The organism is Streptomyces sp. NPDC036984, assembly GCF_055607665.1.
The window spans coordinates 58,275-71,061 of the sequence record NZ_JBVJRL010000015.1 but is presented as its reverse complement, the minus strand read 5'-3'; the positions used below and the strand labels follow the sequence as shown (position 1 = coordinate 71,061).

Below are 12,787 nucleotides of genomic sequence, written 5' to 3'. Positions count from 1 at the left end.
GCGGATGGTCAGCGCACCGGGAAGCCGAAGGCGTATCCCTGCTGCTTCAGCCAGGGCAGCAGCGTGCGCAGCGCCACCACCGTCTGGGAGCGGTCGCCGCCCGCGTCGTGGAAGAGGATCGTGGGCCCGTTGGCCAGCTGGCCCTTGACGGTGTTGATGATCGCGTCGCTGCCCGGCCGCTCGAAGTCCTTCGAGTCGACGTTCCAGCCCAGGGGGCGCATCCCGTGCGAGGCCGCCAACTGCCGGCTGTACGGGGTGAAGGCGCCGCCCGGGGCCCGGTAGTACATCGGCCGGACGCCCCCCGACGCCTTCGTGATCTGCCGCTCGGCGTCCACGATCTGCTGCGCCTGATAGCTCTGCGACTTGGTGTCCATGGTGGTGTCGTGCGACACCGTGTGGTCGCACAGCCGGTGTCCGGCGGCCACCACCTGCTTGACCAGATCCGGGTGCGCCTGGGCCTGGGTGCCGACCATGCAGAACGTCGCCTTCACCCCGTTGTCGCGCAGGACTTGGAGGACCTGCGGGGTCCACACCGGGTCCGGGCCGTCGTCGATGGTGATGTTGACGGCGTGGTCCCCCCGGTCGGAGGCGTGGGCGATGGTGACGGAGACGGGCTTCGCCTTCGGCGCGGCGGCCCGGGCGGAGGCCCCGGGCGCGGCGGACCCGCCGGTCTGACCGGCCTGCGCGGTCCACACCGAGGTGGCGGCCGCCACCGCCGTCACTCCGACCGCCGCCGCGACCACCCGGCCGTACCATCCCCGTCCGCCATGCCGCGCCATGTCCGTCCCGCCCCCTGGTTTCTCGATGGGTCCCGTGCACCTGCCAGGACGGCCGGGAGGGAGGGCGGGATCCGTCTGTTACGGATCACGGACAATTCCGAGGCGCTTCCGGGACAGTCGGCCGCCGCCCGGGTCCGGAAATCGCCGGTCGTCTCGTCCGACCTGTTGATGCACGGGCGCACGGCCGCTTCCAACGGGATTTCCGGCGGCGGCCCGCCGCCGGTGACAGCCGTACGTCTGTGGGGGGTTGGGGAGGTGCTGCGTCATTCCAGAACGCGCTCGGGGCATCCGGCGACAGCGACGAGAGCTCGGCGGAAGGTTTCATCCAGTGCGGCGGCGCTCCTGGGCGCCGCCGCACCCGCCGTCTCGGCGACACCCACCGATGCCGTACCGGCGGCACCCGGGACGACCCCGGGGGGGAGGACACGGCGACACCCGCATTGGTCGGCATCCGGGAACAGGCGTCGGCGGCCCGGACGGCCGCGGACGCCGCACACGCGTACCTCGCCCAACGCAAGGACAGCTACCGGATCGCCCCCCGGGCCGGACCGTCGGCAAGGCCGTCAGACTCGTGAGTCCGCTGACGCCACCACCGGCGTCAGCGACGTGGTGACCCGGGCCCGCCCCAGCGGCTCGTGCGGCTGACGGTTCCCCGCCACAGACCCGCGGCCCGCCGGATTCCTCCGGCGGGCCGCATTCGTACGCGCAGACGATCGGGCAGGCAGCCGGGCCGAACAGACCCGGGAAGTAGGGTGTGGCGGCGGTGTCCCGACGCGGGAAACAGGGCGAGGCGAGGGTGCCCCGGCCCGGGCGCGGCCCGCGTACCTGGCCGCGGCCGCCACCGGTTCTTCCGTGATGCCGACGACGGCCCCTCCCGGTCCGCCCCGAGGGCGGAGGTGCCGGGAGGGGTCATGTGTCGCCGCTCACGAGGGGCGGCCTCACCAATAGTGGCGACGGCCGGCAACCGCGTGGCCCATGGACCCCATGATCCACAGGATGGCTCCCACCACCAGCAGGATCACGCCGATGGTCCACAGGATCGATATGCCTGTGATGAAGCCGATGATGAGCAGGATGACGCCGAGGGCGATCATGACGTGCCTCCAGCCGGTAGTGGTGCTCCTGCTCTCCGGGTTCCCCCGAAACGGCCGCATTATCAGCCCGTCCGTTTTTCAAGAAGTTCGGTCAATATTGTTGACTCGCCGTTGCGGCGGCCTCACATTACCTATCGGTAGAACCCCGCGGTAACCCCGTGGTGATCCTGCGGCCGCCATTCCGTGGCCGTCCTGCACGCCTTTGCTCGGTCGAGCCGCCCCTGACCGGGCCGCCGCATTCTCGCGTTTCCGGCACACCCCCGGGCATCGCCATGCCCGCTCGCCCCCGCGCCCCCGTCCCGAGAAGGGAGAGCACATGCCCATCCCTGCCCTGCGCCGTGTCCTCACCGCGACGTCAGCGGCCGTCGGCGCACTGGCCCTCGGCCTCACCACGGCCCCGGCCCAGGCCTCCACGCCCCTGAACTACGCAGCCCTCGGCGACAGTTACAGCGCCGCCTCGGGTGTCCTCCCGGTCGACCTCACCAGTCCGCTCTGCCTGCGGTCCACGGCGAACTACCCCCACGTCATCGCCTCCCGCACGGCAGCGCGCCTGACCGACGTCACCTGCGGCGCCGCCCAGACCAAGGACTTCACCGAGGCCCAGTACCCCGGCGTCGCCCCCCAGACCGACGCCGTCACCACCGACACCGACCTGGTGACCCTGACGATCGGCGGCAACGACAACGGCACCTTCATCAACGCCGTGACCGCGTGCGGCACCGCCGGCATCCTCAGCGGCGGCAAGGGCAGCCCGTGCAAGGACAGATACGGGACGTCCTTCGACGACGAGATCGACGCGACCACCTATCCGGCGCTGAAATCCGCGCTCGGCTCCGTCCGAGCCAAGGCGCCCCACGCCCGGGTGGCGGTGCTCGGCTACCCGTGGATCACCCCCGCCACGGCCGACCCGTCCTGCTTCCTCAGACTGCCGGTCGCCACCGGCGACATACCGTACCTGCACGACCTGCAAGCGCATCTCAACGCCGTGGTCCGGCGCGCCGCCGAGGAGACGGGGGCGACGTACGTGGACTTCTCCGAGGCGTCCACCGGGCACGACGCCTGTCAGCCCGTCGGCACCCGGTGGATCGAGCCCCTGCTGTTCGGGCAGAACGTCGTGCCGGTCCACCCCAACGCCCTCGGGGAACGCCGCATGGCCGAACGCACGATGACCGTCCTCGGCCTCGGCTGACCGGACGCCGCCCCGCCGAGGCCGCCGGTCACGCGTCCGCGAACAGCGGGTCGTAGGGCGTCGAGCGCTCACGGCCCGACATGAACGACACGAAGTCCCGCACGAACGCGCCGCGCGAGTACATGCCGTCGGTGCCGGTCATGTCCCGCCGGAAACCGGTGCGGAACAGCGCCCGGTACTCGTGCGCGTCGACACGCTGGTCGCCGTTCGTGTCGGTGACGTCGAAGAGGACCTCGGCGACCCTGATCAGGGCGGGACCGGCCAGCGACGGCACGGCCGCGGCGTACTCCCGGGTACTGACGCGGCCGTCGCCGTCGGTGTCGAGCGCCGCCTGCAGCTCCCGCCACCAGCCGGCGAAGGCGTCGTAGAGCCGCGTCTCCTCCGGCTCGTCCAGGTCGAGCCGGCCGGCGAGTTCCCGGGCCATGGCGGCGAGGTCGGGCCAGTCCAGGTAGCCGTCCCCGGTCTGGTCCAGCACCGCCGCGAAGAACTCCTCCGCGCTCCGCCGGGTGTCGGCCGCGCCGCCTGGATCCGGTTCCGGCGGCAGGGGCGTGAGCAGCCGGACCAGGGCCCCGGCCCGCTGCATCCGATCCCGTAGCGCGCTGATCGTCCGGGCCGCGGGGTCGTCGCTGTCGGGGGACAGGGCGAGCAGCTCGGTGATGTTGTCGATCTGCATCCAGCCGTCCGGGAGGAACCGCGCGAGGCCCACCGCCAGGTAGGCGCCCTGCATCAGGGTCTGGGCACCGGGCGTCTCGGGCAGCCCCGCCCGCCGGCGGAAGGACTCCGGCAGGGACGCCACGGTGATCACACCCAGCAGCGGACCGACGATCGCGCGGCCGGCCGCCCACAAGGTGGGCAGACCGTGCAGCAGCGGCGGCGCGGGGAGATGGTCGAAGAGCCGGTAGAGGATGATGCGCATCGCCTCCGTGTTCTCCAGCTGCTCCTCGACCACACGGTCGTAGTACGGCCAGAACTCCTGGAGCGTGCACGGCAGATGATCGGAGTCGCCGTCCAAAACGGCCAGGTACGCCCGGAATTCGGCGTACACCTGCTCCATGGCGGCCTGGTCCAGCGGCTGTCCGCTGAGGCGGTACATCGTGACGCTGCTCTCGAAGAGGGTCGCGACCACCCAGGCGCGCGCCTCGGGATCCATCGCGTCATAGGGCCGGTTGTCCGCGCCGGTGCCCTTCACCCGGGCGTGCAGCCGGTTGAGCCGGGCCGCCTCCCGGCGCCGCACGTCGTCGTCCGGACCGGACATGCGCTGAAGGCTCACGACCGTGTTGCGCAGCCGGCGCCACGGGTGGGCCACGAACGTCGAGTTCTCGATCAGGGCCGCGCCGATCTGCGGGTGCGCGGCCTCCAGTACGGTCGCCCGGATGACGGCCAGCGCCCAACGCGGATCCTGGAAGAACGCGTGGAACCGGCTGCCCGGGCCGAACAGGAGTGCCTCCTCGGGTGCGGACGGCCCGGCTTCCCGGGCGTGGTGAGCGGCATCGGCGCCGGTGCTGCCGGGCTGGCTGCTGCCTGGGTCGGTCACGGTCGTCGTTCTCCGTTCGCGTTCGGCGCCACGCCACCGAAGCGGCGATCGCGCTGCTGATAGGTGTGCAGGCACTCCAGGAAGTGCGGTGCGCGGAAGTCGGGCCACAGGACCGGCGGGAAGATCCATTCCGCGTAGGCGACCTGCCAGAGCATGAAGTTGGAGATGCGCTGTTCCCCGGAGGTCCGGATGACGAGGTCCACGTCGGGCGTGTCGGGAAAGGGCAGGTGAGCGGCGAAAGTCCGCTCGTCCACGGCCTCGGCCGGCACGCCGCTGCGGATCAGCGACCGCGCCGCCGCCACGATGTCCCTGCGCCCGCCGTGATCGAACGCGACGGTGAGCGTCATGCCCCGGTTCCCGGCGGTCAGCGTCATCAGGTCGGCGAAGTCCCGGGCCAGTGGCGCGGGGATACGCGGATCCGACACCCCGAGGAACCGGCAGCGGATCCCGCGCGCGTGCAGCAACGGGGCGTGCTTGCGCACCACCCGGCGGACCAGACGCATCAGGAAGTCGACCTCGGCGTCCGGACGTTGCCAGTTCTCGGTGGAGAACGCGTACAGGCTCAGCCACTCCACACCGGCCGTCCGCGCCGCCTCGATGACGTCGATCACCGTCGTCTCCGCCGCACGGTGACCCGACGTACGCGGTAGCGAACGCTGGGCCGCCCAGCGGCCGTTGCCGTCCATCACACAGGCCACGTGACGCGGCACCCTCCGGCGGTGTCCGATCATGATCAGCAGAGTGTCAGTTCCTGGTTCCCGAGACGGCGCAACGCCCGTTGTTCACCCTTGGTACGTCTGTGTGATGAGGTGATCAGGTGCCGGATCGCGCGGTAAACCCGAGCGGCGGACCGGGTCCGGGTTCCCGGGTTCCGCAGCCGGAGTGAGGGGGCTCACCGCCCCTACCGTGCTGGGGCTGTCCCCCGCACCGAATCGCCTGCCTGCCGGAGTGAGCGCGGCACGCGCGGTGCCTAGCGTGCTGTGGCATGGCAATCCCCTCACCGAGTTCCGCACTTCGCAGGCGTACCGCCCTCGCGGCCATGGCCATGGCGGGCCTGCTCACCGCCGTGCCGGCCGCCGCCGCGCAACCGGCACGGGACGCGCCCCGCGCCTGCGGCCCGCATCCGGCGCTGAGCCGGTCGGTGCACCATCTGGTGACGCACGACCGGATCACCGGTGCCGCGGTCCTGGTCACCGACACCGTCCCGGGCTCTGCCTGCGCCCGCTGGTCGGTCACGGACGGCGTGGCCGATCTGCGCACCGGCCGCCCCATGAACAGCACCGACCGGCTGCGGGTCGGCAGCGTCACCAAGACGTTCACCGCGACGGTCGTCCTGCAGCTCGCCGCCGAACGGCGGCTCTCGCTCGACGCACCCGTCGAGCGGTACCTGCCGGGCCTGATCCGCTCCGGCGGCCACGACGGCCGCCGGATCACCGTGCGGCAGCTCCTCCAGCACACCAGCGGGCTGCCCGACTACCTCGACGCACCCGAGTGGGAGCACCCCGAACGGGTACGCCACCGCCACTTCGAACCGCGGCAACTCATCGCCCGAGCCCTGCGGTTGCCGCACCCGGAGCACACCTGGCACTACGCGACCACCAACTACCTCGTCGCCGGTCTGATCGTCCGCGCGGTCACCGGCCACAGCCCCGAGGCGGAGATCACCCGCCGCATCATCGCGCCCCTTCAGCTGCGTGACACCTACTGGCCGGGCGACGACACCCGCATCCAGGGGCCGCACTCCCACAGCTACTTCACCGCGCAGGACGGCCGCCGGATGGACGGCACCGCGTGGAACACGACCTTCGGCGGCGTCGGCGGGGCCCTGGTGTCCACGCCGGCCGATCTCACCCGGTTCGCCACCGCGCTGTTCCGCGGCCGGCTGCTGCCCGCGCCGCAACTCGCCGAGATGCGGCGGACGGTGGCCGCCGACCCCGACCGGCTCTGGCCCGGCGCCCGCTACGGACTGGGCCTGATCTCCTCACCGCTGTCGTGCGGCGGCACCTGGCGGGGGCACGCGGGGACCGTGCCCGGCGGCCACCGCGCGCTGGTCGCCCTCGGCCCCGGCGGCCGGAGCGTCGCTGTCGCCCTGAACGAGATACCGGCCGGCCTCCAGGCCGAGTCGGACTTCCTCGACGTCGTCGACAAGGCTCTCTGCGAGGGCACGTCCGCCGAAAGGACACCCGCATGACCGGCTCCACCACGCCGGGCGGCGAGCGCCGCCCGCGCCCCGGCCGTTCGCGCCGTCTCACCACGCGCGCCACGGCAGCCGTCGCCCTCTGCGCGGCCGGCGCACTGGCCCTGAGCGCCGGCCCGGCCGCCCCCGCACCGGCCACCGACCCCCTCGCCCGCTACCACCACCAGCACCTGCACTGGAAGAGCTGCCGGCTCGGCCCCGACGACACCACCGGCAAGGAACTCGAACAGGCCGGCGCCCGATGTGCCGACGTCACCGTCCCGTTGGACTACGCCCGCCCCGACGGCCGTACGACCAGGGTCGCGATCTCCCGGATCCGGGGCACCGACACCGCCCACCGTGTCGGCGCGCTGCTGCTCAACAGCGGCGGTCCCGGCGGGCAGACGATCGGCGATCCGCCCTTTGTGCGCACGGCCATGAAGGACGTCGCCGCACGCTATGACGTGGTGGGCGTGGACCCCCGCTTCGTCGGCCGGAGCACCCCGCTGGACTGCCACTGGCCCACCGGCAGCATGGTCCGCGGGGCCGGCACCGGCCGCGCCGGCTTCGACCGCATGGTCGCCTTCTCCGCCGACCTGGCCCGCCGCTGCCAGACCCACGCGGGTGGCCTGCTGCCGCACGCGACCACCCGGAACACCGCGCGCGACATGGACGTGATCCGTGCCGCGCTGGGCGAGCGCAGGATCTCCTACCTGGGCTATTCCTACGGAAGTTACCTCGGCCAGGTGTACGCGACGATGTTCCCCCGGCGCACCGACCGGGTCGTCCTGGACGGCGTGGCGGACCCAGCCGCCTACGGTCCCCGGCTGCTGCGCGGCACGGAGCAGGCCAACCGGCACGCCCTGGCCGACTGGGCCGACTGGACCGCCGCGCACCACGCGACCTACGGGCTCGGGCGCACCCGGAGCGCCGTGCTGGGAACCGTGGACGCGGTCCGTGCGGCCGCCGCCCGCACGCCGCTGCGCCTCGGCGACCACCGGGTGGACGACCACGCGCTGCCCGTCATCGTCTTCAACGGTCTGTCGCAGGACAACCCCAAGGCCTACGGCGACTTCGCCCAGGGCATGCGGGATCTGCGGCGCGCCGCCGCGGGCCGGGCGGTCACCCCGTCCCCGGCGCTTGCCGAGACGCTGGATTTCCTGCTGACGGGGCACGAATCCGCCTACGGCAGCGTTCAGACCGCCATCCTGTGCGGGGACGTGCCCGCGCCCCGCGACCCGGAGACGTACTGGCGTGATCTGCGCCGCGCCGGGACGCGGGACCTGCTGTTCGCCCCCGTCACGAACAACATCAGCCCGTGCGCGTTCTGGGACCCGCCGCGCGAGAGCCCCACCACGATCCGCGCCGACCTGCCGGCCCTGCTCGTCAACGCCACCGGCGATCCGCGCACCACCTACCGCAGCGCCCGGAACGTGCACCGCAACTGGCCCAGCTCGCGCCTGGTGACTCTGCGGGGCGCGGACCAGCACGCGGTCTACGGCGTCTTCGGCAGCCCGTGCGTGGACGACACCGTCAACGCCTACCTCGCGACCGGTCGGCTGCCTGCCGGGGACGTCACCTGCGCCCGGCCCGGCACCTGACAACCCGTCCCCGGCGTTCCCCGCTCTCCCGGCGTCCGGCCCGCACAGGGCCGGACGCTCGGCGCGCCCTGCACCGGATTCCTGCGGCGTGTGCGGCAGTTCCGCACCGGCAGGGGCGGGCATGGCCGGGAGCCCCTGGCCGGGGAGTGCGGCTTCTCGTGCGTCAGCGGAGTCGTCCGCGTGGTTTCAGCGCTACGTCCGGCAGCTTCGGCGCAGGCAGCGGCGCCCCGTCGTAACCCTGCACCTCACCCCGGGGGAGCCGCAGAGTGTTTCGGCGGGCATGGTGTCGGTGTTGCTCACCGGAGCCCACCTCCCCTCCATGATGGTTTTAAGTTCAATCAAGTTGAGCATAGCTCCGACGCCGGCACCGCGCACGCGTCTCGATCGTGAGCCGTCACCCGGTGCTGCCCGAGCGGTGAGCCTCCTCGTCGGGCACGTCCGCCGTGCCCGACGCCGGGCCCACCGTCGTCAGCAGTCGCCCCACCAGCGGGTCGTGGTCGTTCCGGCGCCAGGCGACGGCGACCCGGGTGCGGGCGGTGCCGGGGACGATCCGACGGAAGGCGACGCCCTGGAGCCGGATCCGCCGGATGCTCTCCGGCGCCACCGACACGCCCAGGCCGGCCTCCACGAGGGCACACACCGTCTGCCACTCCACCGCGTGCTGGGCGACCCGCGGGGTGTGGCCCGCCGCCTCGCACAGGCCGGTGATCCGGTCGTACAGCCCGGGGCCGGCCGCGCGCGGCAGCAGGACGAACGGCTCACCGGCCAGCTCGGCCGGCCGCACGGTCCGCTGGGCCGCGAGCGGATGGGCGGACGGCAGGACGGCCACGAACGGCTCGCTCAGTACGGTCCGGAACGCCAGCTCCCGGTCGCCGGGCGGGGGTTCGCGCAACAGGCCGATGTCGATCGTCCGGTCCCGCAGGGCGTCGAGCTGCGGCGCCGTGGTCATCTCCCGGATGTCCAGGTGCACGGCGGGGCACCGCTGCCGGAAGTCGCGCAGCAGGCCCGGCAGGACGGTCAGCGCGAGGGACGCGGCGAAGCCGATCCGCAGCCGTCCGGCCCGGCCGTCGCCGACGGCCCGGGCCGCCGCCAGCCCGTCCGTGATCCCGGCCAGCCCCTGCCGGGCGGCCGGCAGCAGGGCCTGGCCGGCCGGGGTGAGCGTGACCCGCCCCGGGGTACGGCGGAACAACGGATGGCCGACCCTGTCCTCCAGCCGCCGGATCTGCTGGCTCAGGGGCGGCTGGGCGATGCCCAGCCGGGCCGCCGCGCGACCGAAGTGCAGTTCCTCGGCGAGAACGACGAACGCGTGCAACTGGGGCAGGGGGAGTTCGGGGCGCTCCATATCCCCAGGGATATCAGGTCATGGCGATATGTGTATTAGACGTATCATTGCTGGTCACCTAGCGTTCGGCACATGACGGAACGACGTGCGATCCTCAGCGGGTCCACCTTCGAGGAGCAGATCGGTTACGCCCGCGCCGTGGTCGACGGGGGCTGGGTCCATGTCTCCGGGACGACCGGCTTCGACTACACGACCATGACCATCTCCGACGATGTCGTGGAGCAGGCCGAGCAGTGTCTGCGCAACATCCAAGCCGCGCTGGCCGAGGCGGGCTGCACCTTCGCCGATGTGGTGCGCGTGCGCTATCTGCTGCCGGACCGCGCGGACTTCGAGCCCTGCTGGCCGGTGCTGCGCGGCTGTTTCGGTGACGTCCGGCCGGCCGCCACCATGCTGGAGTGCGGCCTCGCCGACCCCCGGATGAAGATCGAGATCGAGGTCTGTGCCCGCCGCCGCGGCGCGGGCTGAGGTGCGGGGCCCGGTGGGCGCGGTCGCGCGTGCGCGCATCCGGCCAATCTCACGTGCCGGGGCGGACGATGAAGGGCGGCGCGTGTCCGCTCTCGGGGACCGGCCGTCCGGCATCCGGGCAGTCGGCGCGGCTCGCCATCAGCGCGGGAAGCCCTGGCGGTGGCACGGCGCGCGTGTGCCGGCGCGGCGCGTCAAACCGGAGCGCCGATGATCCGCGAAAGTCCGAAACCGACCGCGTGCAACGGATTTTGAATGCCTTGGTGATTAGCCGGTGAACGGTCGCGGGAAGGTTCCGGGCGTTGCCGACACGTGATCTTCACCGGCCGGTCCGGAACGGACGCGTGTCACTCGTCCATCCCCGAGGGGAGGTGCAGTGATGAAGCTTCTTTTCGCCATCCGCAACCGCTTTGCCGCCACCAAGAGCCTCAAGGCGAACGCCTGGTACCTCTGGTACTGATCCCGCACCACCGCGTGCGCATGCGGTGACATCGTTGTCCGGCGCCCCGCGGTGCGGTGCGGCCGGGCAGCGGTGTCCCGCCGCACCGCGGCCGCCCCCCGCCCTGTCCCCGCATCGAGGAGCCATGCCGCCGTCATCCACCGCGCGTGCGCGTACCACCGTGTTCGCCCCGCGGCTCGCCGCGCTCATCGGCGGCCACCTGGGCCAGGACGTCTTCCGGCTCGAACCCGACACCGTCGGGGTCGAGCCGGACACGAGGTCGCCGACCGCATCCTGGCCGCGCGCCGGGCCGCCGAGACCGAGCGCCCCACCTTCAAGCCGCTGCACGGACGCTCCATCACCCGTACCGAGGCCTCCACGGTCACCCGCACCATCGGCCACGACGTACGCGAGGCCCTGGCCGGGCCGCTGCCCCAGGGCGTCGGCCTCGCCGGTCCCTGGCCGCTGACCGGCCACCTCTTCCTGCGCGACCTGATCCTCGGTCAGGACCCCTACCGGCTGCGCATGCTGATGAGCCGCAACCTCGAACTCACCCCGAAACTCACCTGGTCGGCGATTGCGCTCGGCGCCGCCCTTCCCGGCTGGCCCCGGCCCGACGCCCGGCTCACCGGGCTCGCGAACCGCGCCGCACGCGCACGGGGCTACCAGGAACGGCGCTACGCGATGGGCATGTACCGCAGAGCCGCGGCCCCCGTGTGCTTCACCGTCTCCACCCTCGTGGCCAACGCCCTCTGGCTCGGCTCACCGTTCGACGACGGCATGTCCCACCGGAACATCATCCTGGAGTCGCTGCGGCTGCTGCCGCCCTCGTGGAACATCCTGCGCAACGCCTCGCCCGAGTACCCGGCGATCGACGGCCGGATCGGCGAGCGGGACGACGTCCTGCTGCTGCCGCTGCTGTCCCACCGGGACCCCGCCCTCTGGGACGACCCGGACACCTTCCGCCCGGAGCGCTGGGACGGCCTCGACCCCGACACCGCCCCCGGCTACCTGCCCTTCGGCCACTCCTCGGAACGGTGCTGGGGCCGGCACATGGTCATGCCGCTGGCCGAACTGCTGCTGGACCTGATCCGCGGCTCCGGGCTGGTGGTCGACCCCGGCCAGCGCGTCGGCAGGGTCCCGCTGCTCGGGCTGCTGGGCGTGGAGGAGGTACGGCTGACGCGGTCGCGCTAGCGGGGGCCACGGGGAAGCCGCCGCTACCCGGGCCGCGCGGCCGGCTCGGCGGCGACCGTCAGCACGACGATCCGCTGCACCGCCCGGCTGAGGACCACCACCCCCGCGACGATCAGCAGGGCACCGCACGCCTCCGGCAGAAGCCACCAGCCGGTGCGGATCCGCTCCCCGAACAGGGTGACGCCGAGCGTCAGGCTCACCACCGCGTCGCCGATGGTCAGCGCGGGCTGCGCCGCGGCCAGCGGGCCGGCCTGGAGCGCGTTCTCCAGCAGGACCACCGCGGCCACCCCGGCGAGCGCGAAACCGTACGTCTGCCACGACCGCAGGAAGGCCGCGAAGCCGTGGTCGGCGAAGGTGCCGGTGGCCGACTTCAGCAGGGCGGCGGTCAGGGCGTTGCCGATCGCGGAGGCGGCCGCCAGCAGCGCGGCGCGCCGGGCCGGCGGGCGCCCCCGGCCGGCCAGCAGGACGGCCACGGCCATCGCGCCCAGACACAGGGACAGGGCCGGGATCCAGCGGGCGAGGGGCGCCTGGTCGGTGGCGCCGCGCGGGGCGGCGGCGACGAGCAGGACGGCGAGCCCCGCCACGCAGCCGCCCACGCCCCACCAGCCCCAGGAGGGCAGCCGCCGGTGCATCAGCGGGGCGGCGACGAGCAGGGCGAAGGGCAGCTCCAGGATGAAGAGCGGCTGGACCAGTGCGAGCGGGCCGTTGACCAGGGCCAGGCTCTGGAACAGTGCGGCGCAGATCACCCCGGCCATGCCGATCAGCCAGACCGGCCGGCGCGCCAGCTCCGCGACCAGCCGGATCCCGCCGCTGCGGGAGACGGACGCCGCCTTGCGCTGGAAGGCGGTGCCCACGGCGTTGCTCGCCGCTCCCGCGACGGCGAACGCCGCGGCCAGTTCGATCACGACCGTCTCCTGCGGTTCGGTCTCCGGGAGGAGCTTCGGGCCTGTTCAGCCTACGGAAGCACGTGGTCCGCC

11 protein-coding genes and 1 pseudogene are annotated in these 12,787 nt (G+C 72.9%); 6 read left to right on the top strand and 6 right to left on the bottom strand.

The window, feature by feature from the left end; genetic code table 11:
• Nucleotides 1-8: 8 nt before the first annotated feature.
• Together ACZ7DL_RS25665 and ACZ7DL_RS25660 are read right to left on the bottom strand one after the other, a co-directional pair.
• Nucleotides 9-779, bottom strand: coding sequence for a polysaccharide deacetylase family protein (locus ACZ7DL_RS25665; RefSeq protein WP_470777399.1), 771 nt, complete (start codon nucleotides 777-779; stop codon nucleotides 9-11).
• Between the two features lie 938 nt (nucleotides 780-1,717).
• Nucleotides 1,718-1,873, bottom strand: coding sequence for a DUF6131 family protein (locus ACZ7DL_RS25660; protein WP_468654390.1), 156 nt, complete (start codon nucleotides 1,871-1,873; stop codon nucleotides 1,718-1,720).
• Between the two features lie 316 nt (nucleotides 1,874-2,189).
• On the opposite strand from ACZ7DL_RS25660, the gene ACZ7DL_RS25655 reads away from it, so the two are divergent.
• Nucleotides 2,190-3,062 carry an SGNH/GDSL hydrolase family protein gene (locus tag ACZ7DL_RS25655; RefSeq protein WP_470777397.1) on the top strand — a complete coding sequence of 291 codons (873 nt, stop codon included), beginning with the start codon at nucleotides 2,190-2,192 and terminating at the stop codon, nucleotides 3,060-3,062.
• 28 nt (nucleotides 3,063-3,090) lie between these two features.
• On the opposite strand, the gene ACZ7DL_RS25650 is transcribed toward ACZ7DL_RS25655, so the two are convergent.
• Together ACZ7DL_RS25650 and uppS are read right to left on the bottom strand one after the other, a co-directional pair.
• A complete protein-coding gene (locus ACZ7DL_RS25650; RefSeq protein WP_470777606.1) occupies nucleotides 3,091-4,500 on the bottom strand; it encodes an oxygenase MpaB family protein in 1,410 nt (469 codons plus the stop codon).
• A gap of 92 nt (nucleotides 4,501-4,592) precedes the next feature.
• Complete coding sequence (uppS, locus tag ACZ7DL_RS25645; protein WP_470777395.1) at nucleotides 4,593-5,327, bottom strand: polyprenyl diphosphate synthase; 735 nt, start codon at nucleotides 5,325-5,327, stop codon at nucleotides 4,593-4,595.
• A 254-nt stretch (nucleotides 5,328-5,581) separates the two neighbouring features.
• On the opposite strand from uppS, the gene ACZ7DL_RS25640 reads away from it, so the two are divergent.
• Together ACZ7DL_RS25640 and ACZ7DL_RS25635 are read left to right on the top strand one after the other, a co-directional pair.
• Nucleotides 5,582-6,787 (top strand): serine hydrolase domain-containing protein, encoded by a 1,206-nt coding sequence (locus tag ACZ7DL_RS25640; RefSeq protein WP_470777393.1) that lies wholly within the window; start codon nucleotides 5,582-5,584, stop codon nucleotides 6,785-6,787.
• Nucleotides 6,784-8,373: an alpha/beta hydrolase gene (locus ACZ7DL_RS25635; RefSeq protein ID WP_470777392.1), complete on the top strand. Its 1,590-nt coding sequence runs from the start codon at nucleotides 6,784-6,786 to the stop codon at nucleotides 8,371-8,373. The genes ACZ7DL_RS25640 and ACZ7DL_RS25635 overlap by 4 nt, the downstream gene beginning before the upstream one ends.
• 394 nt (nucleotides 8,374-8,767) lie before the next feature.
• On the opposite strand, the gene ACZ7DL_RS25630 is transcribed toward ACZ7DL_RS25635, so the two are convergent.
• Nucleotides 8,768-9,715 carry a LysR family transcriptional regulator gene (locus ACZ7DL_RS25630; protein ID WP_470777390.1) on the bottom strand — a complete coding sequence of 316 codons (948 nt, stop codon included), beginning with the start codon at nucleotides 9,713-9,715 and terminating at the stop codon, nucleotides 8,768-8,770.
• 72 nt (nucleotides 9,716-9,787) lie between these two features.
• On the opposite strand from ACZ7DL_RS25630, the gene ACZ7DL_RS25625 reads away from it, so the two are divergent.
• The 3 genes and pseudogenes from ACZ7DL_RS25625 (at nucleotide 9,788) to ACZ7DL_RS25615 (ending at nucleotide 11,810) form a co-directional block, all read left to right on the top strand.
• A complete protein-coding gene (locus ACZ7DL_RS25625; protein ID WP_470777388.1) occupies nucleotides 9,788-10,180 on the top strand; it encodes a RidA family protein in 393 nt (130 codons plus the stop codon).
• A gap of 376 nt (nucleotides 10,181-10,556) precedes the next feature.
• Nucleotides 10,557-10,637, top strand: coding sequence for a tryptorubin family RiPP precursor (locus ACZ7DL_RS25620; RefSeq protein ID WP_470777604.1), 81 nt, complete (start codon nucleotides 10,557-10,559; stop codon nucleotides 10,635-10,637).
• A gap of 124 nt (nucleotides 10,638-10,761) precedes the next feature.
• Nucleotides 10,762-11,810 (top strand): annotated as a pseudogene (locus ACZ7DL_RS25615) (cytochrome P450).
• Between the two features lie 23 nt (nucleotides 11,811-11,833).
• Here the strand turns inward: ACZ7DL_RS25615 and ACZ7DL_RS25610 are convergent.
• The gene (locus ACZ7DL_RS25610) at nucleotides 11,834-12,715 is read right to left on the bottom strand and encodes a DMT family transporter (RefSeq protein ID WP_470777386.1); all 882 of its coding nucleotides are present in this window, start codon (nucleotides 12,713-12,715) and stop codon (nucleotides 11,834-11,836) included.
• Nucleotides 12,716-12,787 lie beyond the last annotated feature (72 nt).